Source organism: Kitasatospora sp. NRRL B-11411, assembly GCF_000721345.1.
Taxonomy (GTDB): Bacteria; Actinomycetota; Actinomycetes; order Streptomycetales; family Streptomycetaceae; genus Kitasatospora; species Kitasatospora cineracea.
In genome coordinates this window covers 1-22,094 of sequence record NZ_JOGH01000079.1, presented here as the reverse complement: position 1 = coordinate 22,094, position 22,094 = coordinate 1, and the positions used below count along the sequence as shown (strand labels likewise).

22 protein-coding genes are annotated in these 22,094 nt (G+C 74.6%); 6 read left to right on the top strand and 16 right to left on the bottom strand.

What is annotated here, in order from left to right; all coding sequences use genetic code 11:
• Positions 1-29 precede the first annotated feature (29 nt).
• From IH44_RS46725 to IH44_RS0127585, 3 genes are all read right to left on the bottom strand, one after another.
• Positions 30-3,401, bottom strand: coding sequence for a hypothetical protein (locus IH44_RS46725; RefSeq protein WP_030462454.1), 3,372 nt, complete (start codon positions 3,399-3,401; stop codon positions 30-32).
• Positions 3,402-3,635: 234 nt separating this feature from the next.
• On the bottom strand, positions 3,636-4,010 hold the full coding sequence (locus IH44_RS0127590; protein ID WP_030462453.1) for a hypothetical protein: 375 nt from the start codon (positions 4,008-4,010) through the stop codon (positions 3,636-3,638).
• Complete coding sequence (locus IH44_RS0127585; protein ID WP_030462452.1) at positions 4,000-4,200, bottom strand: hypothetical protein; 201 nt, start codon at positions 4,198-4,200, stop codon at positions 4,000-4,002. Before IH44_RS0127585 ends, IH44_RS0127590 begins: the two co-directional genes overlap by 11 nt.
• Before the next feature lie 176 nt (positions 4,201-4,376).
• Here IH44_RS0127585 and IH44_RS0127580 point away from each other — a divergent pair, with 176 nt between their 5' ends.
• On the top strand, positions 4,377-5,207 hold the full coding sequence (locus tag IH44_RS0127580; RefSeq protein WP_030462451.1) for a helix-turn-helix transcriptional regulator: 831 nt from the start codon (positions 4,377-4,379) through the stop codon (positions 5,205-5,207).
• Positions 5,204-5,425, top strand: coding sequence for a DUF397 domain-containing protein (locus tag IH44_RS0127575; RefSeq protein ID WP_081967157.1), 222 nt, complete (start codon positions 5,204-5,206; stop codon positions 5,423-5,425). The genes IH44_RS0127580 and IH44_RS0127575 overlap by 4 nt, the downstream gene beginning before the upstream one ends.
• A gap of 73 nt (positions 5,426-5,498) precedes the next feature.
• On the opposite strand, the gene IH44_RS0127570 is transcribed toward IH44_RS0127575, so the two are convergent.
• Positions 5,499-6,131, bottom strand: a complete 633-nt coding sequence (locus IH44_RS0127570; protein ID WP_030462449.1) for an FMN-dependent NADH-azoreductase — start codon at positions 6,129-6,131, stop codon at positions 5,499-5,501.
• Positions 6,132-6,287: 156 nt separating this feature from the next.
• On the opposite strand from IH44_RS0127570, the gene IH44_RS0127565 reads away from it, so the two are divergent.
• The gene (locus IH44_RS0127565; RefSeq protein WP_030462448.1) at positions 6,288-6,917 is read left to right on the top strand and encodes a TetR/AcrR family transcriptional regulator; all 630 of its coding nucleotides are present in this window, start codon (positions 6,288-6,290) and stop codon (positions 6,915-6,917) included.
• Between the two features lie 77 nt (positions 6,918-6,994).
• Here IH44_RS0127565 and IH44_RS0127560 read toward each other — a convergent pair whose 3' ends face one another.
• From IH44_RS0127560 to IH44_RS0127545, 4 genes are all read right to left on the bottom strand, one after another.
• On the bottom strand, positions 6,995-7,588 hold the full coding sequence (locus tag IH44_RS0127560) for a GNAT family N-acetyltransferase (protein ID WP_063759695.1): 594 nt from the start codon (positions 7,586-7,588) through the stop codon (positions 6,995-6,997).
• 143 nt (positions 7,589-7,731) lie between these two features.
• A complete protein-coding gene (locus IH44_RS0127555; protein WP_030462446.1) occupies positions 7,732-8,409 on the bottom strand; it encodes a nitroreductase family protein in 678 nt (225 codons plus the stop codon).
• A 147-nt stretch (positions 8,410-8,556) separates the two neighbouring features.
• The gene (locus tag IH44_RS0127550; RefSeq protein WP_030462445.1) at positions 8,557-10,203 is read right to left on the bottom strand and encodes an ABC-F family ATP-binding cassette domain-containing protein; all 1,647 of its coding nucleotides are present in this window, start codon (positions 10,201-10,203) and stop codon (positions 8,557-8,559) included.
• Between the two features lie 216 nt (positions 10,204-10,419).
• Positions 10,420-10,848 carry a DUF4240 domain-containing protein gene (locus IH44_RS0127545; RefSeq protein ID WP_030462444.1) on the bottom strand — a complete coding sequence of 143 codons (429 nt, stop codon included), beginning with the start codon at positions 10,846-10,848 and terminating at the stop codon, positions 10,420-10,422.
• Positions 10,849-11,212: 364 nt separating this feature from the next.
• Between IH44_RS0127545 and IH44_RS0127540 the strand changes: the two genes are divergently transcribed.
• Complete coding sequence (locus tag IH44_RS0127540) at positions 11,213-12,829, top strand: ABC-F family ATP-binding cassette domain-containing protein (RefSeq protein WP_030462443.1); 1,617 nt, start codon at positions 11,213-11,215, stop codon at positions 12,827-12,829.
• A gap of 220 nt (positions 12,830-13,049) precedes the next feature.
• Complete coding sequence (aroA, locus tag IH44_RS0127535; protein WP_030462442.1) at positions 13,050-14,282, top strand: 3-phosphoshikimate 1-carboxyvinyltransferase; 1,233 nt, start codon at positions 13,050-13,052, stop codon at positions 14,280-14,282.
• Between the two features lie 37 nt (positions 14,283-14,319).
• On the opposite strand, the gene IH44_RS0127530 is transcribed toward aroA, so the two are convergent.
• Genes IH44_RS0127530 through IH44_RS0127520 form a run of 3 tightly spaced genes read right to left on the bottom strand, consistent with a single transcriptional unit; the run spans position 14,320 to position 17,496 of the window.
• On the bottom strand, positions 14,320-15,150 hold the full coding sequence (locus tag IH44_RS0127530) for a carbohydrate ABC transporter permease (protein WP_198545051.1): 831 nt from the start codon (positions 15,148-15,150) through the stop codon (positions 14,320-14,322).
• A gap of 38 nt (positions 15,151-15,188) precedes the next feature.
• Positions 15,189-16,166 carry a carbohydrate ABC transporter permease gene (locus tag IH44_RS0127525; protein ID WP_030462440.1) on the bottom strand — a complete coding sequence of 326 codons (978 nt, stop codon included), beginning with the start codon at positions 16,164-16,166 and terminating at the stop codon, positions 15,189-15,191.
• A gap of 31 nt (positions 16,167-16,197) precedes the next feature.
• The gene (locus IH44_RS0127520) at positions 16,198-17,496 is read right to left on the bottom strand and encodes a sugar ABC transporter substrate-binding protein (RefSeq protein WP_030462439.1); all 1,299 of its coding nucleotides are present in this window, start codon (positions 17,494-17,496) and stop codon (positions 16,198-16,200) included.
• Positions 17,497-17,699: 203 nt separating this feature from the next.
• Between IH44_RS0127520 and IH44_RS0127515 the strand changes: the two genes are divergently transcribed.
• The gene (locus IH44_RS0127515) at positions 17,700-18,512 is read left to right on the top strand and encodes an IclR family transcriptional regulator (protein ID WP_030462438.1); all 813 of its coding nucleotides are present in this window, start codon (positions 17,700-17,702) and stop codon (positions 18,510-18,512) included.
• A gap of 12 nt (positions 18,513-18,524) precedes the next feature.
• On the opposite strand, the gene IH44_RS0127510 is transcribed toward IH44_RS0127515, so the two are convergent.
• The 5 genes from IH44_RS0127510 to IH44_RS0127490 form a co-directional block, all read right to left on the bottom strand.
• Positions 18,525-18,938 carry a hypothetical protein gene (locus tag IH44_RS0127510; protein WP_030462437.1) on the bottom strand — a complete coding sequence of 138 codons (414 nt, stop codon included), beginning with the start codon at positions 18,936-18,938 and terminating at the stop codon, positions 18,525-18,527.
• Positions 18,920-19,204, bottom strand: coding sequence for a hypothetical protein (locus IH44_RS0127505; RefSeq protein ID WP_030462436.1), 285 nt, complete (start codon positions 19,202-19,204; stop codon positions 18,920-18,922). Before IH44_RS0127505 ends, IH44_RS0127510 begins: the two co-directional genes overlap by 19 nt.
• Before the next feature lie 224 nt (positions 19,205-19,428).
• A complete protein-coding gene (locus tag IH44_RS0127500) occupies positions 19,429-20,082 on the bottom strand; it encodes a Pr6Pr family membrane protein (protein WP_030462435.1) in 654 nt (217 codons plus the stop codon).
• A 123-nt stretch (positions 20,083-20,205) separates the two neighbouring features.
• Complete coding sequence (locus tag IH44_RS0127495; protein ID WP_030462434.1) at positions 20,206-20,469, bottom strand: DUF1876 domain-containing protein; 264 nt, start codon at positions 20,467-20,469, stop codon at positions 20,206-20,208.
• Positions 20,470-20,591: 122 nt separating this feature from the next.
• Positions 20,592-22,025 carry an NAD(P)/FAD-dependent oxidoreductase gene (locus tag IH44_RS0127490; protein ID WP_255358126.1) on the bottom strand — a complete coding sequence of 478 codons (1,434 nt, stop codon included), beginning with the start codon at positions 22,023-22,025 and terminating at the stop codon, positions 20,592-20,594.
• Positions 22,026-22,094: the final 69 nt, after the last annotated feature.

Here is a 22,094-nt window from a genome sequence, read left to right as displayed (position 1 = left end):
TCACCTGACGGCCCGTCACGGTGCGGCGGTCACTCCGGGACGGTGGTCACCGCGCGGGCGGCGGCCCGGACCTCCGGGTCGGGGTGGGTGCGCAGGGCGGCCAGCAGGGGCAGCCAGCGGCCGGTCCAGACGCAGCGGGTGCCCAGGCGGTCGGCGAGCGCGGCGGTCAGCAGGCCGAGGGCCGGGCCGCGGCCGGGGAGCAGCGCGAGCAGGGCGTCGGGAACGGCGGTGTCGGCGGGGACCGGCAGGGGCGCGGTGCCCGCGACGGTGTCGGCGAGGCCGGCGGCCAGCCGGGCGGCGAGGACGGGGCGGTCGGCGAGGGCGTCGGCGAGCCGGGCGAAGGCGGGGCCGAAGCCGGGACGCCCCGGGCGGGCGGCGAGGGCCAGCAGGGCGGCCCGGAGGTCGAGCAACTCCTCGTGCGGTCGCAGCAGTTCGTCGACCTGCTCGAGCACCTCCGGGAAGCGGCGGGTGACCGGCAGCGTGGTCAGCGAGACGATCCGCTGCCGGACGGGCTGGTCCCGGGCGGGGCCGGGAGCGGTCTCCTCCGGCGCGGCGAGCAGGGTGGCCAGGGTGCGGTGCAGCAGGCTGCCGGGGGCGCCGCCGCCGACGGGGTGGGCGCGGTCGCCGAGGGCGACGGCCCGCAGGGCGAGGGCGGCGGCGCCCCAGACGGCGCGGTCGTCGAGGTCGGTGACCAGGCCGGGCAGCACCTCGGCGGTCTCGGGCGCGTACCGGGCCCACCCGGGCAGCGCGGCGACCGCGGTCCGGGCGGCGTCCGGCTCCTGGCCGGGCCGGGTGGCGACGGCGGCCACCAGCCGGGCGTAGCGGGCCCGGTGGCGGGCCGGGAGCAGGTGCGGGGAGAGCGCGGCGACGGCCCGGCGCAGCTGCGGTTCGGGCGCCTCGGCGGCCTCGGCGAGCAGCGCCCAGACGGGGTCGGCGTCCAGCAGTTCCCGGCAGTGGGCGGTCGCGGCGGCCCGGACGTCGGGGTGCTGCCCGGGGGCGTGGAAGGCGGCGGTGAGCACCTCGGCGGCCCGGGCGGGCGGCAGCAGGGCGGCGGCCAGCCGGACGGCCTCCTTGCGGGAGGTGACCTTGCTGCCGGTGGTGCGGGCGGCCAGCTCGGCGAGCAGCGGGCCGAGCCGGTCCGGAGGGGTGTGCCGGGCGGCCCGGCCGGCGGCGTACAGCGCGGTCCGGGCCCGGTCGTCCCCGGCGTGCGCCAGCAGGTCGGGCAGTGCGGCGGCCGGGTCGGGGGCCAGCGGCAGCGCGGCGAGCGCGGTGTCGGCGATCAGCGGGTCCGGGTCGTCGAGGTGGCGGCGCGCCACGGCCGGGCCGGGGCCGGGCAGTGCGGCGGCCAGGTGGACGGCGGTGGCCCGCTGCTGCCGGGTGCGCCAGGCGGTGGCGGCGATCTCCGCGAGCAGGGCGGCGGCCCGGTCCACCTGGCGGGGCGTCCAGCGCTCCGGGGTGTCGACGGGCGGCAGCGGGCGGTGGTCGCCGGGGCGCAGGAACCGTCCGGTGGGCGGCTGTTCGGCCAGCGCCAGGTCCAGCAGGTCGGTGCGGACCCGGGCCAGGTGCCGGGCGACCGGGTCGCAGAACACGGCGGACGGGTCGTGCTCGATCGCCGCCAGCACCTTCGGGGTGCGCCCGTGGCGGGGCAGCAGCCACAGCCGCAGCGCCTCGGCGGCGGTCCGCTCCCGCGGGTCGCGCGCGGCCCGGCCCAGCCGCTCGTCGAGTTCCGGCAGCTGCCCGGCCCGTTCGTCCAGTGCCCGGACCAGCGCGAACAGCAGCCGGTGGTGGCCCCGCCGGTCCTCGGCGTCCAGCCAGGGCCGCAGGGCCTCCAGCACCTGCCGCTCCTGGCCGCGGCGCAGCCGTCGGGCCAGCGCGGGCAGCGGGAGTCCGCCGTCGCGGGCGGTGAGCTGTTCGACCGTCAGCAGGGCGAAGGCGAGCAGGTCGGGCCGCTCGCCGGTGGGGTGGGCGGCCAGCGCGGCGAGGGCCAGGGCGGACAGCGCGCGGCGGGTGGCGGGCGAGCAGTCGCGGGCGTCCAGCGCGTCGGCGGCCTGTTCGGTGAGGGCGTCGGCGTGCGCGTCGGTGAAGCGGTCGGCGGGGAAGTCGGCCAGCGCGGCCAGGGCGGCCTGCCGGACCGGGTCCTGCTCGTTGCGGACCCGGCGCAGGTCGGCGAGCAGGACGCCGGGCGCGGCCGGGTCGGGGTCGGCGGCGGCCGCGGCGACCAGGTGCCGCCACACCTCGGCACGCTCGGCTGCGTCCGGCACCCGGGTGCGTTCGAGCAGCTCGGCCCGGGCCTTGGCGGGCTCAAGCAGTGCGGTGAGGTCTATGAGTTGACGGTCCGTCAGGCCCTTGGCGGCCTGCTCCGCGCGCAGCCGGCGGGCCTCCGCGTGGCGGCGCCCGTGCGGCAGCAGGCGCAGCACCGGCGCGGTCAGCCGGTCGGCGCCCGGCGGCTGCCCGTCGGCGACGGCGTCCAGGAACGCGGCGCGCCGGGACGGCGGCAGGGTGCGCAGCAGGACGGCGAACAGGCGCGGCTCCGGCAGCCAGCGGCGGCCCAGCGCGGGCAGGGCGGCCGGATCGGCCCGGACGATCCGGCGCAGCGCGCTGCGGCTGGGCGGCTGCTCCCAGGGCTGGAACGGGCGGGCCGGGTCGGCCAGCCAGGCGGTGGCGCGTTCGGCGTCCACCGCCACCAGGTGGCCGAAACCGGCGCGGACCGCAGGCGGGACCGTCCGGCCGGGGTGGCGCTCCAGCAGGTCGAGCACCCGGGCCGGGCGCCGCCGCAGCACGGCCGCCACCGGCGGACCGTACAGCTGCCACCAGTCGGCCCGCGGGTCGGCCGACCGGGCCGCCAGCTCGCCCGCGACGTGGTCGAGCACCGCGTCCGGGTGCCGGGCCGCCAGCGCAGACCAGGACCGCACCGCGTCGGCCAGGCCGGGCAGTTCGGCGGCCACCAGCGCGGGCGGGCAGGCCGCCAGCAGCGCCGCGGCCTCCGCCTCGCCCCAGTGCGCGCGGGCCACCGGCAGCAGCCGGGCGGCGAGTTCGGCGCGCCGCCCGCGCAGCACCGCCCGGCGCAGCGCCCGCCGGGCGGCGGACGACGCGTGCGGGTAGGCGGCGAGCACCGCCCCGTCCAGCCCGGGCACGGTGCGCAGCGCGTCGACCGCCCGGCCGCGCACCACCCGGTCCGGCGCGTCCAGCAGTGCGCCCAGCAGGTCGGCCCGGCCGGTCAGCACCGCGGCGAACGCGGCCAGCCGCGCCCCGTACCAGCCGTCCGCAGCCAGCGCGTCGACCAGCGCGTCGACCTCGGCGGGCCCGGCGGCCCGGACGGCGCGGGCGAACAGCGCCTCCCGCTCGTGGTGCGGGAGCGGGTCCATGGCGGTGAGCAGCGCGGTGGCGTCGAGGTGCGGCATACCGGCCATTCTCACCGGCCGGGCAAACGATTTCGGGCCGGTGGGCCGGTGCGGTGGCCGGCGGGGGCACGGAACCGGCCCGGCCGGTCGCGCTTACTGACTGTGGGGGAGCGCGACGGCCGGACCGTGTGGGGGTTGGTTCTCAACACCCGTCCCGGGGACGGGTTTCGAACACCGTGCACGAGGCGGACGGACCGCCCCGTGCACTCAAAATGCCCGGGTCGCCGAGGCCCGTCAAGCGTTCCCCGGCCCGCTTGAGCCACCCTTAAGGCTCCCTTCGCCGACACCACTGGTGCGGCCCTCCGGCCCCCGGCCCGGACCGTCGGGCGGCTCCAGCCGGACCTCGCTCCACACGGTGTCCTGCACCAGGCCGTCGGTGCAGGGGAGGACCGAGCGCCGGTGCCCCCAGCGGTCGCCCAGCGCGAGGGCCGCCAGCACCCCGGGCACGTCCGGCGCGGGCCGGGTCGAGCGGAGTTCGACCCGGTACCCGTCCTCGAAGGAGATCAGCCATGCCTCCTCCCCGCCGGCCCGCGCCAGCCGGTCCGCGATCGTCCACGCCCGCCGCCGGACCTCCTCGCCGGGGTCCGCAGGCCGCTCCTCAGACCGCATCCGACTCCCCCCGCCCGTCGGCACACCGCGGACACCGGCAGACCGGCCAGGTCAGCGCGGAGCGCGGCGCGGGCACGAGCGGCTCGTCGGACGTGCAGGACGAGACCGGCAGCCGGGTGCCGTCGGCCCGCACCGTGTAGACGCGGATCGTCAACTTCGCTCTCGACTCCGGGTACGGGTGGTCGGACATGGTGGATGACCTCGCGGCTGGTGGTGCTGGACGGAAGGGGGTGCGGCGGGCCGGGCGGTCAGACCCGCGATGCGGACGCTGTGTGACCGTCCGTGTGTCCATGGTTGCGGGATCGCTGACGCTCCGCCACCATCTGAACCGGACAGTCTGGATATTTCAGTTGGGGGGCAACTGCCGTGAACAAGAAGGACCTTGACCCCACGATTTCTCCCGCGCACGCGTTCGGGGTCCAGTTCCGGCGCTCGCGCGAGGCGAAGGGGCTCACCCAGGCCCAGCTCGGAGATCTGCTGGGCGTCACGGGCACCTACGTCGGCTGCTTCGAGCGCGCGAGCCGGATGCCTCACATCGACACCGTGAACAGGGCGGACGAGGTGCTGGAGACCGGCGGGACGCTGGCGCTGATGTACTGGAACATCCGGCACACCGCACTGTTCGAAGGCTTTCCGGAGTTCACCGAGTGCGAGGCGAAGGCCACCGAGTTGCGACTCTTCGAGCTCGGCATCATGCCGGGGCTGCTCCAGACTCCGGAGTACGCGCAGGTCGAACTCGCCGCTGGAGTCTCGCGTGGCAACATTTCAACCGAACAGGCCGCCGAGCGGCTCTCCTTCCGGCTCGCCCGGCAGGCGGCGATCACCCGACAACCGGCGCCCATGATCCACGTGGTGATGGACGAGAGCGCACTCCGCTGGCAGGTCGGCGGTCCTGCGGTGATGGTTCCGCAGCTGCGCCGCGTCGAAGAACTGGCCGGACTGCCGAACATGATCATCCAGGTGGCGCCCTTCAGCCTCGGCGCCCGCCGCCCGTTCCACCACTCCTTGACCCTGCTCACCCTCCCCAACCACATGCAGATCGGCTACGTGGAGGATATGAAGCAAGGACACCTCGAACGAGACATCCCCACTGTTCGGGAGTGGTCCAGGGACTACGCTCGCCTGCAGGCTGACGCGCCGTCCGTGGCCGACTCGATGGCGACGGTCCGTGCCGTACGAAAGGAACTGGAACGGTGACCCTTCTCCCCGACCTGAGCGCCGCGCGTTGGAGCAAGTCGAGCTACAGCGGTTCCGGCGGCCAGTGCGTCGAACCGGCGATGAACCTTGTTCAGATGCACGGCATCGTCCCGGTCCGGGACTCGAAGGACCCGCGGGGGCCGGTGCTGGTGTTCCCCGCCGGGGCCTTCGCCGCGTTCGTCGCGGCGGTCAAGTCCGGTGGGTTCGGCGAGGTCTGAGGCTGCGGGGGTACGGCGAAGCCCCGCGGGCCCGGGGTTCGGGTGCGCGGGGCTTCGTGGTGCCGGGTGCGGGTCAGGCGCGGACCAGGGCCTTGCCGGCGGCGGTGGCGGCGTCCAGGGCCTGGGTGTGGTACTCGGCGGCGAGGCCGCGCAGGCTCTCCATCGCCGGGTTGACGGCGGCCAGGGTCAGTTCGCGGCGGACGGTGGTCAGCTCGGCGCCCCAGACGTCGCGCAGGATGCGCTCCAGGTACGGGGTGGAGTGGTCCCAGCCCTCGCGGGGGGTGCCGGGGGCGAAGCCGCCGCCGAGCGAGGTGAGCAGGACGACCGGCTTGCCCTTGAGGAGTTCGGCGGTCGGGCCGGCGCCCGCGATGACCAGGTCGACCCAGGTCTTGAAGTGCTGGGAGACGCCCCAGTTGTAGAGCGGGACGGCGATGATCGCGGCGTCGGCGGCGCGCAGTTCCTCGGCCAGGGTGGCGCCGAGCGCGGCGGCCTCCTGCTGCTCGGGGGTGCGCTGGTCCTCGGGGGTGAAGCCGGCCAGGGCGGCGGTGGCCCAGATGTCGCCGGGCAGCGGGTCGGTGCCCAGGTTGCGGCGGGTGACGGTGCCCTCGGGGTGGGCGGCGGCCCACTCGGCCTCGGCGGCGTTGGCGAGCTCGGCGCTGGTGGAGGCGCCGGGCATGATGCTGGCGTCCAGGCGGAACAGGTGCATGACAGAACTCCTCGGTTCGCGCCCCGTCAGGGAAGTGGCGGACGCGGTGGGTACGGCCGGGTGCGGCTGGGTACGGCAAGGCTGGGCACGGGCCGGGGCGCCGTGCTCGACGTAAACGGACTTTACCCCGTTTCTCTCGCCAGGTAAATTGGCGGCATGGACAGCCCCCTGGTCCCCTTCGGAAAGCCCCCCACCGAGCGCGCGGACGCGGCCCGCAACCGCGAGGTGCTGCTCTGCACCGCCCGCGCGATGATCGCCGAGCTCGGCGTCGACCGGGTCACCATGGACGGGCTCGCCGAACGGGCCGGGCTGGGCAAGGGCACCGTCTTCCGCCGCTTCGGCACCCGGGCCGGGATCTTCCGCGCCCTGCTCGACGCCGAGGAGCAGCGCTTCCAGTGCCAGGTGCTGTCCGGCCCGCCCCCGCTCGGCCCCGGCGGCGACCCGGTCGACCGGCTGATCGCCTACGGCCGCGCCCGGACGACCTTCCTGCTGGCCCGGTACGACATCGCCCGCGCCGCGTTCGAGCGCAAGGGCCCCGTCCAGCCCGCCGCCGGCCCCGACTTCTCCCGCCCGCACATCCGGATGCTGCTCGGCCAGGCCGCCCTCGGCCTCCCCGACCCGGACACCCTCGCCCTCCAGCTCACCAGCGCCCTCGAAGGCCCCCCGCTGCTCTTCCTGGCCGGCGAGCCGCCCGCCGACCCGGCCGAACGCTGCTACAGCGGCGACCTGCCCACCCTGCTCGGCGACAGCTGGCAGGCCCTGGTCGAACGGCTCGCCCGGCGCTGACCGGCGGCGCCCGGGCACGCGCAGGAGGGGGCGGCCCAGTGCGGGCCGCCCCCTCCTCCAGCTGTGCCGACGGGCCGTCAGGCGCCGGTCAGCCAGATCATCTTGCGGCCGGTCTCGGCCGGGGCGGTCGGCGCCTCCTGGACGATCCGGTCCAGCGTGTAGCCGAGCTTGCGCGGGACGGCGGCGCTGGCCGCGTTCGACTCGTCGCAGTGGATCTCGGCCCGGGTGATGCCCGGCAGCGCGAGGGCTGCCGAGGTGAGGGCGCGGGCGGCGGCGGTGGCCAGGCCGCGGCCGGTGTGCTCGCGGTGCACCCAGTAGCCGATCTCCAGCGCGCCGGGGCCGATCCGGCCGTGCAGGCCGAAACCGCCGATCACCAGGGCCGGTTCGGCGTCCAGGCCGAGCAGGTACAGGAAGTCGCTGCCCTCGTCCCAGGCCGCCTCGCCGCGCACCGAGAGCTGCTCGCTCTCCGGGAGGGTCGGCGCCTGCTGGGCCCAGGGCATCCACGGACGCAGGTGGTCGAGGTTGGCCAGCACCGCGGCGTTCAGCCCGGCGGCGTCCGCCAGCCGGCGGCGGCGCAGGTGCGCGCCGTTGCCGAGGGGCAGCAGCTCGGGCGGGCGGCCCGCGCTGAGCGGTCGCGCAACGTTGTCAGGTGCGTCGGTGGAGTGACTCATGAACGGAGTATGCGCCATGCACCAACGCGCCGACCAGCGGATATCGGGACCGCCACCCCGTCCGCCACCCTTGCCCGCCGGCCCCGGCCGGGGGCCGGTCGGGGGCCGGTCGGGGCGCAGGCCGGGGCGTGGGGCGCGGCAGGTCAGAGCCGGACCATCACCTCGTCCAGCGGCTTGCGGACCAGGTCGGGCACCCGGGCGTCCTCGGCCGGGTAGCCGACCGGGATGACGTACGCGGCGCGTTCCTCCAGCGGGCGGTCGCAGACCTCGTTCAGGAAGCGCATCGGGCTGGGCGTGTGGGTCAGCGTGGCCAGGCCCGCCTGGTGCAGCGCGGAGAGCAGGAAGCCGACCGCGATGCCCACCGACTCCTTGGTGTAGTAGGGGCGCGGCGAGTGCGGGCCCTTGTGCACCTCGAACACCACGATCACCGCGGGCGCGTCCTCCAGGAACGGCTTGCGCCAGTCGGTGCCGATCGGGGCCAGCGCCGCCAGCCACTCCTCGGACGCCCGGTGGGCGTAGAACTCGCGCTCCTCCGCCTCCGCGGCCTCCCGCAGCCGCCGCTTGCGCTCCGGATCGGTGATCACCACGAACCGCCACGGCTGCACGTGCGCACCGCTCGGCGCGGTCGCCGCCGTCCGAACCGCCCACTCCACCACCCCCTCGGGCAGCGGGCGGGTCGAGTAGTCGCGCACGGTGCGGCGCTGGTCCATCACCTGGTGGAAGGCCCGGCAGCGGTCGGCCGCCTCGTGGGCGGGGACACTCATCGGGCGGAGCGGCGTCGTCGGGTGGGACGGCGCCGGAGCGGGTGCACTGTCAACCATGCGCGCCAGCCCAGCACAGGGCGCGCCCCGGCGGAAGGGGCCGGGGCGCGGTCGGCACGTACTGGCAAGAAGCGGTCGGCACGTACTGGCAAGAAGTGGTGGGCGAGGGCCTACGCCTCGGTGACCCTGCCCGCCCGGGCGGGGGCGCTACGCCTCGGTGACCCTGCCGTCCGCGACCACCAGGCGCCGGTTCACCTGCACGGTGTCCAGCATCCGCCGGTCGTGGGTGACCAGCAGCAGGGTGCCGGTGTACGAGGCGAGCGCCTGCTCCAACTGCTCGATCGCGGGCAGGTCCAGGTGGTTGGTCGGCTCGTCCAGCACCAGCAGGTTCACCCCGCGGGCCTGCAGCAGCGCCAGCGCCGCCCTGGTCCGCTCGCCCGGCGAGAGCGTCCCGGCCGGGCGCAGCACGTGCACCGACTTCAGGCCGAACTTGGCCAGCAGGGTGCGGACGTCCTCCGGGTTCGTCTCCGGCACGGCCGCCGAGAACGCCGCCAGCAGCGGCTGCTCCGCGTCCCCGCCGAACAGGTGCCCGCGGGCCTGCTCCACCTCGCCGATCCGCACGCCGGAGCCGAGCGCCGCGGAGCCCGAGTCCAGCTCCAGGCGGCCCAGCAGCGCCGCCAGCAGCGTCGACTTGCCCGCGCCGTTCGCGCCGGTGATCGCCACCCGGTCCGCCCAGTCGATCTGCAGGTCCACCGGGCCGAACGCGAACTCCCCGCGCTTGACGGCGGCCTGACGGAGCGTCGCCACCACCGAGCCGGAGCGCGGCGCGGCGGCGATCTCCATCCGCAGCTCCCACTCCTTGCGCGGCTCCTCCACCACGTCCAGGCGCTCGATCATCCGCTGGGTCTGCCGGGCCTTCGCGGCCTGCTTCTCGCTGGACTCGGCGCGCTGCGCCCGGGCCTTCTTGTCGTTGTCGCCGCCCTTGCGCCGGGCGTTGCGGACGCCGTTGTCCATCCAGTTGCGCTGCATCTGGGCGCGGGCCTCCAGGCCCGCCTTGGTGTCCGCGTACTCCTCGTACTGCTCGCGGGCGTGCCGGCGGGAGATCGCCCGCTCCTCCAGGTACGACTCGTAGCCGCCGCCGTACAGGTTGACCTGCTGCTGGTGCAGATCCAGTTCCAGCACCTTGGTCACGGTGCGGGCCAGGAACTCGCGGTCGTGGCTGATCAGCACGGTGCCCGCGCGCAGGCCCTTCACGAACGCCTCCAGGCGCTCCAGGCCGTCCAGGTCCAGGTCGTTGGTGGGCTCGTCGAGCAGGAACACGTCGTAGCGCGACAGCAGCAGCGAGGCCAGGCCCGCCCGGGCGGCCTGGCCGCCGGACAGCGCCGTCATCGGCAGGTCGAGCGAGACCTTCAGGCCGAGCTGGTCGGCGACCTCCTCGGCCCGCTCCTCCAGGTCCGCGCCGCCCAGCTCCAGCCAGCGGTCCAGGCCCGCCGCGTAGGCGTCGTCCGCGCCCGGGCGGCCCTCCACCAGGCCCTCGGTGGCCTCGTCCAGCGCGGCCTGCGCCGCCGCCACGCCCGTGCGCCGGGCCAGGAAGTCCCGCACCGACTCGCCCTCGCGGCGCTCCGGCTCCTGCGGCAGGTGGCCGACGTTCGCGGTCGGCGGGCTCAGCTTCAGGCTGCCGCCCTCCGGGGCGTCCAGCCCGGCCAGCAGCCGCAGCAGGGTCGACTTCCCGGCGCCGTTCACCCCCACCAGCCCGATCACGTCCCCGGGGGCGACGACCAGGTCCAACCCGGAGAACAGCGTGCGCTCACCGTGGCCGGCGGCGAGGTCCTTGACGACGAGAGTGGCAGTCATGATGGGGTCGATTCTAGGCGGCGGCCCGGCCCCCTCCGGACGAGTGGCCTGCTAGGCCCTGTCCGGCCGATCTTGCCGGGCGCGCGACGCCGGATCATCCCGCCTGGAAGCACCGGCCCAACACCCAAGTACATCCAGTACGAGGGCGTCGGGCCGGCACTCCCAGCCGGGCGCCCGACGCCGCGCGCTGATCCGACAAGATCGGCCGGACAAGGCCTAGCGGCCCCAGCCCTCGGCGTTGGAGGACGACTCGTAGCTGTGCGCCGTCCCGCGCGACCACTCCTCGCCGGTCAGCCGCCGGTACGCCCGGTCCGGGACGTGCAGCAGCGGCTCGGCCCAGACGAACTCCTCGGCGTACGGCGCGAAGCGGCGCGGATCGGCCAGCACCGCCAGGTACGCGGCGCGGCCGTCGGCGACCACCGCCGCCCGGGTGTACAGGAACGCGTCACCGGACAGCTCCTCGCCCAGCTCGCGGCGGTCCAGCCGGTACAGCGCGGTGGACAGCCGCTCGGCGAAGCCGGCCACCGCGGCGACCGGCCCGGCCGACAGGCGCTCCTCCAGCGCGGCGGCCAGCCGCTCCGCGTCCGGGTCCGCCCCGGGCGGGCGGCACTCCTCCAGCAGCAGCCAGAACTCGTCCTCGTCCATGGCGGCCGAGTGTGCCCGGGGCCACTGACAACCGGGTCGGGGAGACGGGACTTAATTCCGTTGCGGGGGGTGCGGGGCGCTGCGTACCCTCGAAGACGTCGCATTCCCGCACGTCTGGAGAAGGCCGTTGCTCGTCTGAGGTCATGAGACACCGCGCCACGCCACACCCGTGTCCTTTCCGGGTCCGTTGAGCGTGCGGGCGCGAGTGCGACCTCGGCAGGGCAGCGATCCACGGCTCCCGTGCGGGTTCTTGCGTCACCTCCCCCCGCGACGACCCCCGTGCTCCTGTGCTCCCGCGCTCCCGCGTCCCCGGTGTCTCCCGTGTTGCTCCCCATCCCTACGCGGCAACCTCCAGGAGGCCCTCATGGCGCAACCCACCACCTCGATCCTCTGCACCGACCTCGGCTTCGAATGGCCCGACGGCCGTCCGCTGCTGAGCGGTTTCCACCTCGCCGTCGGCCCCGGCCGCACCGGGCTGGTCGGGCTGAACGGCGCGGGCAAGTCCACGCTGCTGCGGCTGATCGCGGGGGAGCTCGCCCCCGCCGCCGGCACCGTCCGGGTCGCGGGCGAACTCGCCTACCTGCCACAGGACCTGACGGTCGCCGCCGGGCAGCGGGTGGACGAGACGCTCGGCATCCGGGCCCAGCGCGAGGCCCTGCACGCCATCGAGTCGGGGGACGTGGACGAGCGCCACTTCACCGCGGTCGGCGACGACTGGGACGTCGAGGAGCGCGCCCGCGCCACCCTCGACCGCCTCGGCCTCGCCGAGCTCGACCTCGACCGCACCACCGGCGAGCTCTCCGGCGGCCAGGCCGTCCTGCTGCACCTCGCCGCCCTGCTGCTGCGCCGCCCCGACGTGCTGCTGCTCGACGAGCCCACCAACAACCTGGACGTCCAGGCCCGGGCCCGGCTGTACGACGCGGTGGCCGGCTTCCCCGGCGTGCTGCTGCTGGTCAGCCACGACCGCGAGCTGCTGGACCGGGTCGACCAGATCGCCGACCTGCGGGACGGCGAAGTCACCTGGTACGGCGGCAACTTCAGCGCCTACCAGGAGGCCCTGGAGACCGAGCAGGAGGCCGCCGAGCGCGTCGTCCGCAACGCCGAGGCCGACGTCAAGCGGCAGAAGCGGGATCTGGTCGAGGCCACCCAGCGGCTCGCCAAGTCCGCCGCCTACGGCAAGCAGCGCTCGGTGCGGCGCAACGACCCCAAGGCGCTGGCCGACAAGCTCCAGGGCAAGGGCGAGGAGACCGCCGGCCGCCTGCGCGGCATGCACACCGAGCGCCTCAACGAGGCCAAGGACCGGCTGGCCACCGCCGAGGAGGCCGTCCGGGACGACGCCGAGATCCGGATCGACCTGCCCCGCACCGCCGTCCCCGCCGGGCGCACCGTCCTCTCCCTGGAGGGCGTCCGCCTGGCCCACGGCGGCCGCGGCCGGATCGACCTGGAGCTGCGCGGCCCCGAACGGGTCGCCCTGCTCGGCCGCAACGGCTCCGGCAAGAGCGCGCTGCTGCGCACCGTCGCCGGTGAACTCGCCCCCGCCGAGGGCATGGTCACCACCCCGGTGCAACTGCGGTACCTGCCACAGCGGTTGGACGTGCTGGACGACGAGCAGACGGTCTTCCGGAACGTCAAGGCGCACGCCCCCGCCGCCACCGACAACGAGGTCCGGGCCCGGCTGGCCCGCTTCCTGTTCCGCGGCGCCCGCGCCGACCAGCCGGCCGGCACGCTCTCCGGCGGCGAGCGCTTCCGGGCCACCCTGGCCGCCCTGCTGCTGGCCGACCCGCCGCCGCAGCTCCTGCTGCTCGACGAGCCGACCAACAACCTGGACCTGGCCAGCGTCCGCCAGCTCACCCAGGCCCTGGCCGGCTACCGGGGCACGCTGATCGTCGCCAGCCACGACTACCCCTTCCTCCGGGAGATCGGCATCACCCGCTGGCTGGAGTGGGACGGGGGTGACCTCCGCCCGACCGGCCCGCGCTGACCGGCCTGCGCTGACCGGCCCGCGCCGACCGGCCCTCGCACACCACCGCGCCCCGCCGCCCAGGCCCGTCCACGCAGGCCCGCCCGGCGGGGCCGTCCGGCCCGTCCGTCCCATTCCGGTGTCCGTACCGTGGGACGGCCGGGCCCGGGCGCCCGGCGGGAGGGCAGGATCGGGGGCGGTCCTGTTGTCGGTCTGTCGTTGTCCCGCTGGAGGGTGTGCCGTGGCGCTGGTCGAGATCCCCGGTTCGAAGTCGGTCACGGCGCGCGCGCTGTTCCTGGCCGCCGCGGCGGACGGGGTGACCACCCTGGTGCGCCCGCTGGTGTCGGACGACACCGAGGGCTTCGCCGAGGGCCTGCGCACGCTCGGGTACCGGGTGGAGCGCGAGCAGCGGGAGTGGCGGATCACCGGCCGCCCGCAGGGGCCGGGCGCCGACGGCGCCTCGGTGTTCTGCCGGGACGGCGCCACCACCGCGCGCTTCCTGCCGACGCTGGCCGCCGCCGGGCACGGCACCTTCCACTTCGACGCCTCCGAGCAGATGCGCCGCCGCCCGCTCGGCCCGCTCACCACCGCGCTGCGCGACCTCGGCGTCGAGCTGGAGCACCACGGCGCCGAGGGCCACCACCCGCTGAGCGTCCGCGCGGCGGGCGTCGAGGGCGGCGAGGTGGTGCTCGACGCCGGGCTGTCCTCGCAGTACCTGACGGCGCTGCTGCTGCTCGGCCCGCTCACCCGCACCGGCCTGCGGATCCGCGTCACCGACCTGGTCTCCGCGCCGTACGTGGAGATCACCCTCGCCATGATGCGCAGCTTCGGCGTCGAGGTGGCCCGCGAGGGGAACGTGTTCGACGTCCCGGCCGGCGGCTACACCGCCGCCCGGTACCCGGTCGAGCCGGACGCCTCCACCGCCTCGTACTTCTTCGCCGCCGCCGCGCTGACCGGCCGCGAGGTGACCGTCCCGGGCCTGGGCCGCGGCGCGCTCCAGGGCGACCTGAAGTTCGTCGAGGTGCTGGAGCGGCTCGGTGCGAAGGTCGAGATCGGCGCCGACGCCACCACCGTCACCGGCGGCACGCTCACCGGCGGCACCGTCAACATGCGCGACATCTCCGACACCATGCCGACGCTGGCCGCCATCGCCCCGTTCGCCTCCGGCCCGATCCGGATCGAGGACGTCTACAACACCCGGATCAAGGAGTGCGACCGGCTCGACGCCTGCGCGGAGAACCTGCGCCGCCAGGGCATCGACGTCGCCACCGGCCGGGACTGGATCGAGATCCGCCCCGGCACCCCGAAGCCGGTCGAGATCGAGACCCACGGCGACCACCGGATCGTGATGTCCTTCGCCGTCGCCGGGCTGCGCACCCCCGGCACGACCTTCGACGACCCGGGCTGCGTGCGCAAGACCTTCCCCGGCTTCCACGACGCGTTCGCCGCCTGGGCCGCCCAGCCCGAGAGCTGAGCCGCACGCAGACGGCGAACGGGGGCGGTGCGGGGAGTCAGTCCTTCACCGCGCCGCCCAGGCCCGACACCATGTGCCGCTGCACCAGCACGAAGAAGACCAGCACCGGGACGGTCATCAGGGTCGAGGCGGCCATGATGCCGCCCCAGTCGTTCTCGTCCGGCTTGAAGAACACCATCAGCGCGGCCGGCAGCGTCTGGTGGTCGGTGTCCAGGATCAGGGTCTTGGCGAACACGAAGTCGTTCCAGGCCGTGATGAAGGAGAACACGCTGGTCGCCGCCAGCCCGGGGGCCACCAGCGGGAACAGGATCCGCCACAGGATGGTGAACCGGCTGGCCCCGTCGATCCGGGCCGCCTCCTCCAGCGACTCCGGCACCGCCGCGACGAAGCCGCGCAGCATCCACACCGCGAACGGCAGCGAGAACGCCAGGTTCACCAGCATCAGCGAGCCCAGCGAGGACAGGCCGAAGCCCGGCGCGACCGAGCCGATGTCCCGGACCAGGAAGAACAGCGGGATGGTCAGCGCCTCGACCGGCACCATCTGCGCCACCAGGAACATGATCAGGATGGTGGTCTTGAACCGGAACCTGAACCGGGACAGCGCCACCGCCGCCAGGAAGGCGATCGCGGCCGACACCACCACCACGACCACCGCCACCGCGAGGCTGTTCAGGAAGTACCGCCCGAAGCCGGACACCCCCAGCGCGTTGCGGAAGTTCTCCAGCGTCGGCGCGAACGTCCACGGCCGCGGGTGCGCCGAGGTGATCTCGCCCTTCGGCTTCAGCGCCGACAGCACCATCCAGTACAGCGGGAACACCGTCAGCAGGGCCAGCACCACGGCGACGGTGTTCGCACCCTGCCGCAGCACCCGGTTGTCGCGGCGCCCGGCGGTGAAGGGCTTGCTGATCACAGTTCCTCCCCGGAGCGACGCAGGCTGCGGATGTAGACGGCGGTGACGCCCAGCAGGATCAGCGTCATCAGGACGCCGATCGCGGCGCCGAGGCTGTAGTTCTCGGCGACGAACGCCTTCTGGTAGGCGTAGACGTTGAGGACCAGGTTCTGGCCGGCGATGCCGCCGCCCCCGGTCATCACGTAGATCTGGGTGAAGACCTTGAAGTCCCAGATGATCGACTGGATCACCACGATCACCAGCAGCGGGCGCAGCATCGGCAGCATGATCTTCCGGAAGACCGTGACGGTGCCGGCGCCGTCCAGCCGGGCGGCCTCGACGACGGAGTCCGGGATGGCCTGGATGCCCGCGTAGAGGGTGATCATCACGAACGGGAAGCTGTGCCAGACCACGACCACGGCGACCATCGCGAACGCCGACCACTTGTCGTACATCCAGTTGTGGCCCTGGGTGCCGAGGACCTCGTTGACCAGGCCGGAGTTGGTGTCCAGCAGGAACATCCACACCGTGGAGCCGGTCATCGCGGGCGCCGCCCAGGCGCCCAGCGCGCCGAACATCAGCATCAGCCGCGGCCACCTGCCGACCCGGGTCAGCAGCACCGCGCAGGTCGCGCCGACCGCCAGGGTGGTCAGCACGCAGAACGCGGCGAACGCCAGGGTCTGGCCGAGCACCGTCCAGAACTGGGCGTCGCCCAGCACGTCGGTGTAGTTCGACAGGCCGACGAACTCGGTCGGCACTCCGCCCGACGCCTGCGGCTGCCCGAACTTCAGCACCGACAGCAGGCCCAGCTGGTACAGCGGGTAGCCGAACAGCGGGATCAGCACCAGGGCGGCCGGCAGCAGCAGCCACAGCGGGACGGGGATCCGGGCCAGGAGCCCGGGGCGGCGGCGGGCCCCGGCGGGGGCGCCGCCCGCCGGGCGGACCGGGGAGGAGTCCCCGTGGTCCGCCCGGGCGGTGACGGTCGTGGCAGGCATCGACAACTTCCGGTTCTTCTACGGGACCTGGCTACTTGCCGCTGAACGAGGCGTTCATCGCGGCCGCGGCCTCCTTGGTGGCACCGGCCACGTCGGACTTGCCGGTGATGACCTTCTGCAGCATCGTCGGCACCACGTTCTGGGCGTCGATCTTGGCCCAGGCGGCGTCCTTCGGGACGAACTTGGTGCCCGCCGCGATGGTGTCGGTGAACGGCTTCAGCCACGGCTGCTTCTGCACCACCTCGGCGCGCGCCGAGGACAGCGTCGGCAGGTTGCCCATCGCGTCGAACAGCGCCAGCTGGTTCTTCTTCGACGCCAGCTCCTTCATGAAGTCGGCCGCCAGGCTGCGGTGCTGGGTCGACTTCATGACGCCCAGGTCGTTGCCGCCGGAGAACGCCGGGGCGATCTTCCCGGCCGCGGTGCCCGGCAGCGGCACGATCGCGTACTTGCCCTTCGCCGCGCCCGCCTCCACCGCGCTGCGCGAGGAGTTCGGCAGGATCGCCATGCCGGCCTTGCCCGCCGCGAACGCCTCCACGGTCTTGCCGCCGGTCAGGTCGGCGCACTGCTGCGCCGGGCAGATCGCGTCCGTGAACAGGTCGGTGTACTGCTTCACGCCGGCCTGCGACTGCGCCGAGTCGATCGCCGAGACGTACGCCGAGCCGCTCTGCGCGGCCAGGTCGCCGCCGTTGGCCCAGACGAACGGCAGCGCGCCGAAGGTGTACTTGCCGCCGACCGCGATGCCCAGCAGGTCGCCGTGCGCGGCCCGGACCTTCTCCGCCGCCGACTTCAGCTCGTCGTAGGTGGTCGGCGCCTGCAGGCCCAGCTCGGTGAACACGTCGGTGCGGTAGTACAGCGCGCGCACGCCCAGCCACCACGGCAGGCCGTACGTCTTGCCGTCGACCACCGCGGTGTCCTTCAGGTCCTGCGGCAGGTCCTTGCCGTCCTCCCAGCCCGACAGGTCGGAGGTGATGTCGGCCAGGCCGCCCGAGGCGGTGTAGCCGAACAGGTCGGTGTTGCCGAACTCCACCACGTCCGGCGCCGAGGACGGGTCGTTGAACGCGCCCTTCATCTTCTCGGCGCGCGGACCGGCGTCGGTCGGGATGTACGACACCTCGACCTCGACGCCCGCGTGCTTCGCCTTGAAGTCGGCGACGGCCTGCGCCACCACCTGCTCCTTCGGCGCCCGGTTCGCCTCGTCGTACAGCCAGACCTTCACGGTGCCGGTCTGCTTGTCCGCGGACGTCGCGGTCTTCGCGGTGCCCGGCGCGCACGCCGTGGCCACGGTGCCGGCCAGCACGGCAAGGGCGGCACCACGGGCCAGCTTCTTCATGCTCAACGTCATCTCCTCGCCGCAGCGGGACGCACCTGCGCGCCCCGGGACGAACCGGGACATGCAGTGGGGGGATCGGTGTGAGCGGGACGTTAGGAACTCGCCGGGCACGGCGACAAGAGCAGACCGCGAAAGTTCTGCACTGCAAAACGATGTGCTGCGGAACTGGCACCGGGGCGCTCCCCGCCGTAGCGTCACACCCCATGACCAGCACCGCCGCCGAGAGCCGGACCCCCGAGGGCCGGCCGGAACGCAACCAGTCCGCGTCGCTGCGCCGCGCTCTCGCGGTGCTCGAACACGTCCGGGACCACGCGGCGGCCGGCACCGACCTCAGCCTCACCGCGCTCGCCGACGGCCTGGAGATGTCCAAGTCCACCGTGCTGCGCCTGGCCGCCCCGCTGGTCGACGCCCAACTCCTCGCCCGCGACCGCGACACCGGCCACTTCCGGCTCGGCCCCGGCGCCCTCCAGCTCGGCCAGGCGTACCTCGCCACCCTCGACCTGCGCACCGCCGCCTCCGAGGAGGCCCACCAGCTGATGCGCGAGGTCGGCGGCACCGTCCACCTGTGCGTCCCCGACGCGCCGTACGTCGTCTACGTCGACAAGGTCGAGAACGAGACCGCCGTCCGGATGGCCTCCCGGATCGGCAGCCGCGCCCCCATGTACTGCACCGCCGTCGGCAAGGCCATGCTCGCCTGGATGCCCGAGGACGCCTTCGCCACCGTCGTCGCCGACGGCCTGCCCGCCATCACCACCCGCACCCTCACCTCCGCCGCCGCCCTGCGCACCGAACTCACCCGGATCCGCACCCGCGGCTACGCCGTCGACGACCGCGAGAACGAACCCGAGGTCCGCTGCATCGCCGCCCCCGTCTTCGACCACAACAACACCGTCATCGGCGCCATCTCCACCTCCGCCCTCACCTCCCGCATCACCGCCGCCCGCGCCCGCGAACTGGGCCCCGTCGTCGCCGCCACCGCCGCCCGCGTCTCCCGCACCATGGGCTCCACCCGCTGACGCCGCCGCGGGTTACACGGCGACCAGCCGGACTCCGCCGCCGCAGAGCTTGGTGAGGTCGTCGACGTCCGAGGTCAGCACCACCACCGGCCGCTGTTGCCGGAGGGCGAGTTCGGCCACCGCGGCGTCGATCGCGTACTTGTGCCCGTGCAGGCCGGCCGCGAGCAGCAGGGCGGACGCGGCCTTGGCCTCCTCGTCGCCCACAGGAGCGATCCGCAGGCCGGAGAGCAGCCAGCGCAGCCGGGCCCGGTCGGCACGGGGGTGGACCGCCTCGATGATGGTCAGTGCGCTGATCACCACCTCCATACCCCGGGCACGGGCCTCCGCGACCAGCGCGACCACGGGCTCGCGGTCGGCCAGCAGTTGGGAGAGGCCCTCGGAGTCCAGGACCAGGGTGCCTTCGTGGCTCAGCTTGCGGCGGGCCATTCGCTCTCCCCGGCGAACACCTCGTCGAACACCTCGCGGGCACGGTCCTGCGCGGCTGCCGAGACCGGCCCGTTGCGACGCTCGTAGTCGGCCAGGTACTCGTCCAGTATCCGGCCGCGGAGTTCGCGTTCGACGGCCGCGGTGATGAAAGCCGAGAACTCGCGCTTCCCGACCCGCTCCCGGATCGCGGCCGCGGTGCCCTCGGGCAGCGAGAGACTGACCCGGGTGGCCGGGCCGTCGCCGATGTTGTACGCGCTCTCGGTCATGGAACGAGATTATCAAGGAAGTGGGAAACCGGCTCCCGACACCTCCGCGCCGGGCCCGGAGCCCGCGCCTCCGGGCCCCGCTTCCCGACGGGCGGTCAACTCCGTTCGCACAGGCGGAACTCGTCACGCGAGACCGCGTCGAGGGGCCAGGGGCCAGGGGCCGGGGTGCGCGCGGTGCGCCAGGGCCGACTCGTCGGCCATCGCGTCGGCTCCCCTCCGTCCGGTCAGGCCTCGGCGGTCTTGGCCGTCGGGGTGCGGCGGAGTTTGGTGCCGAGGCGGTCGAGGCCGATGACCAGGGCGCCGAGGACGGCGAACTCGGCGACGAGTTGGACCATTTGGAGGCCGACCCAGGCGTAGCCCTTCTCGGTGGGGTCGAGGAAGAAGTAGGGGTAGCGGACGGGGAAGTCCGGGAAGAGGACGGCGCGGGTCTCGGTGAGGACGGCGTAGCCGAGGGGGTAGGAGAGCCAGAGCGGGAGGTCGCGCCAGCGGGAGGCGTTGCGGGGGGAGCAGGACAGCCACTCGGCCAGGACCAGCACGGGGGTGGTGTAGTGCAGGAAGAAGCTGGACCAGTGCTGGAGGCGGTCGGGGCCGGAGACCAGGCCGGGGAGCGGGTTCTCGCCGTGGTTGAGCAGGACGTGGGCGACGATGCCGGTGATGGTGATGTACAGGACGGCGGCGCCGCGCAGGCGGGGGGCCGGGGCGTCGGTGGTGCCGCGCCTGGCCGTCCAGTAGAGCGCGGCGAGGAAGTAGCCGAGCACGATCACGTTGCTCTGGATGGTGAAGTACACCAGGGAGCTGTTGCTGAGGAAGATCCCCAGGAACGCGGACAGGACGATGGCGCAGCGCCACCAGGTGGCGGGACGGGTCCAGACGGTCATGCGGTCACCGGACGTTCGTTTCGGCGGTGCCCCCCGTGGGCACGACAGATCGCCGCACTCTACCCGCCGGTTCGGCGGTCGGAAAAGATCACCGGTCGGGGGTGGTGCGGGCCGGGCCGGGCGTCAGAAGGACAGCTGCGCGGGGGTGTGGGTGTGGCCCTCGATGCCCGTCGCGGCGCGGCCGATCAGCTGCTGGGCGAGGTCGTTGCAGGCCCGGGCGGCGGCCAGCTCCTCGCCGATCGCGGTGTCGGCGTCGTCGCCCGGGTTGCGGCGGGCCGTGCCGGTGCCGCGGGCGCCGGGGGCGCTGAACCCGCTGAGCGCGGCGGTGCAGGTGGTGCGGGACTCGTCCTCGTCGAAGGTCAGGTCGACGACCCAGTGGTTCTGCATGGCGGTTCACCTTCCGGGTGCGCACCGCGCACGGGCGGCCGGTGCGCCTCGCTCCCTCCCAGGGTCCGCCCGGGCGCGGCGGGCGTCAACGTGCGGCCGCGCCCGGACGGCGGGGCGGGGGCTCAGGCGGAGAAGTGCAGTTCGGGGTCGGTGACCGGCCCGGCGCCGAGCAGCCGGGTGTCCTCGCGGTAGCCGGCCGGGGCCCGCCAGGGGAAGCGGTCGCCCTGGCGGGGGAGCAGCGGGGCGCCCCGCCGGAGGTAGCCGGCGGCGAAGTCGAGCAGCGGCCGCAGCGGCATCGCGGGGTCGGCGACCTCGGGGCGGCAGATCCGGTGGCCGTGCCGGTCCATGTGGGCGAGCAGCCGGGCGAAGTGCGCGCACAGCAGGTCGACCTTGAGGGTCCAGGAGGCGTTCGGGTAGCCCAGCGCGTACACGAAGTTGGGGACGCCGGAGAGCATCACGCCCTTGTAGGCGACGGTCTCGGCGGGCCGCACCGGCACCCCGTCGACCCGCAGCGGGATGCCGCCGAAGGCCCGCACCTCCAGTCCGGTGGCGGTGACCACCAGGTCGGCGGCGAGTTCCCGGCCGGAGGCCAGGCGGACGCCGTGCTCGGTGAAGCGGCTGATCCGGTCGGTGACCACGGACGCCCGGCCGTCGCTGATCGCGATGAACAGGTCGCCGTCGGGGGCGGCGCACAGCCGCTGGTCCCACGGGTCGTACGGCGGGGCGAAGTGCTCGTCGACGGGGTAACCGGGCGGCAGGCGGCGGACGTTGGCCCGGCGGATGATCCGCCGCGCGGCCCGCGGGTGGCGCCGGCAGAACGCCCAGACGGCGTGCTGCCGGACGATGTTGCGGCGGCGCACCAGCGCGTGGCCGCGCCGCTCGCCGAGCAGCCGGCGCAGCAGGGCGGCGAGGGCGTCGCGCCGGGGCACCGGCATCACGTAGCCGGGGGTGCGCTGCAGCATGGTGACGTGCGCGGCCCGCTCGGCCAGCGCCGGGACGAGGGTGACGGCGGTCGCGCCGCTGCCCACCACCAGGACCCGCCGGCCGGTGTGGTCGAGGTCGGCGGGCCAGTGCTGCGGGTGGACGACCGGCCCGGCGAACCGTTCCAGCCCGGCCAGCGGCGGGGTGTGGCCCCGGTCGTAGCGGTAGTAGCCGGCCGCGCAGAACAGCCAGCCGCAGGTCAGGGTGGTGCGCCGGCCGGTGCCGACGTGCTCGACCTCGACCGTCCAGCGGGCCCGCTCGGTCGACCAGGACGCGCCGACCACCCGCTGCCGGTAGCGGATCCGCGGCTCCAGGCCGTGCTCCCGGACGGTCTCGCGCAGGTAGGCGAGGATCTGCGGGCCGCGGGCCAGCGACTCCCGGTGGCGCCACGGCTTGAACGCGTAGCCGAAGGTGTACAGGTCGGAGTCGGAGCGGACGCCCGGGTAGCGGAACAGGTCCCAGGTGCCGCCGCAGCCGTCCCGGGCCTCCAGCAGCGCGAAGCTCCGGCCGGGGCGTTCGGCGGCCAGCCGGCAGCCCGCGCCGATGCCGGACATCCCGGCGCCGACGATCAGCACGTCCAGGTGCTCGGGGGCGGGGGCGGGGCCGGAGGCAGGGCCGGGGCCGGGGTCGGGGGCGTCCGGGGC

What these genes read in the sequence shown, in the direction of transcription:
- IH44_RS46725 (WP_030462454.1), bottom strand. Translation starts at nt 3,401, where the DNA reads ATGCCGCACCTCGACGCCACCGCGCTGCTCACCGCCATGGACCCGCTC.
- IH44_RS0127590 (WP_030462453.1), bottom strand. Translation starts at nt 4,010, where the DNA reads ATGCGGTCTGAGGAGCGGCCTGCGGACCCCGGCGAGGAGGTCCGGCGG.
- IH44_RS0127585 (WP_030462452.1), bottom strand. Translation starts at nt 4,200, where the DNA reads ATGTCCGACCACCCGTACCCGGAGTCGAGAGCGAAGTTGACGATCCGC.
- IH44_RS0127570 (WP_030462449.1), bottom strand. Translation starts at nt 6,131, where the DNA reads ATGCACCTGTTCCGCCTGGACGCCAGCATCATGCCCGGCGCCTCCACC.
- IH44_RS0127565 (WP_030462448.1), top strand. Translation starts at nt 6,288, where the DNA reads ATGGACAGCCCCCTGGTCCCCTTCGGAAAGCCCCCCACCGAGCGCGCG.
- IH44_RS0127560 (WP_063759695.1), bottom strand. Translation starts at nt 7,588, where the DNA reads ATGAGTCACTCCACCGACGCACCTGACAACGTTGCGCGACCGCTCAGC.
- IH44_RS0127555 (WP_030462446.1), bottom strand. Translation starts at nt 8,409, where the DNA reads ATGGTTGACAGTGCACCCGCTCCGGCGCCGTCCCACCCGACGACGCCG.
- IH44_RS0127550 (WP_030462445.1), bottom strand. Translation starts at nt 10,203, where the DNA reads ATGACTGCCACTCTCGTCGTCAAGGACCTCGCCGCCGGCCACGGTGAG.
- IH44_RS0127545 (WP_030462444.1), bottom strand. Translation starts at nt 10,848, where the DNA reads ATGGACGAGGACGAGTTCTGGCTGCTGCTGGAGGAGTGCCGCCCGCCC.
- IH44_RS0127540 (WP_030462443.1), top strand. Translation starts at nt 11,213, where the DNA reads ATGGCGCAACCCACCACCTCGATCCTCTGCACCGACCTCGGCTTCGAA.
- IH44_RS0127525 (WP_030462440.1), bottom strand. Translation starts at nt 16,166, where the DNA reads ATGCCTGCCACGACCGTCACCGCCCGGGCGGACCACGGGGACTCCTCC.
- IH44_RS0127520 (WP_030462439.1), bottom strand. Translation starts at nt 17,496, where the DNA reads ATGAAGAAGCTGGCCCGTGGTGCCGCCCTTGCCGTGCTGGCCGGCACC.
- IH44_RS0127515 (WP_030462438.1), top strand. Translation starts at nt 17,700, where the DNA reads ATGACCAGCACCGCCGCCGAGAGCCGGACCCCCGAGGGCCGGCCGGAA.
- IH44_RS0127510 (WP_030462437.1), bottom strand. Translation starts at nt 18,938, where the DNA reads ATGGCCCGCCGCAAGCTGAGCCACGAAGGCACCCTGGTCCTGGACTCC.
- IH44_RS0127505 (WP_030462436.1), bottom strand. Translation starts at nt 19,204, where the DNA reads ATGACCGAGAGCGCGTACAACATCGGCGACGGCCCGGCCACCCGGGTC.
- IH44_RS0127500 (WP_030462435.1), bottom strand. Translation starts at nt 20,082, where the DNA reads ATGACCGTCTGGACCCGTCCCGCCACCTGGTGGCGCTGCGCCATCGTC.
- IH44_RS0127495 (WP_030462434.1), bottom strand. Translation starts at nt 20,469, where the DNA reads ATGCAGAACCACTGGGTCGTCGACCTGACCTTCGACGAGGACGAGTCC.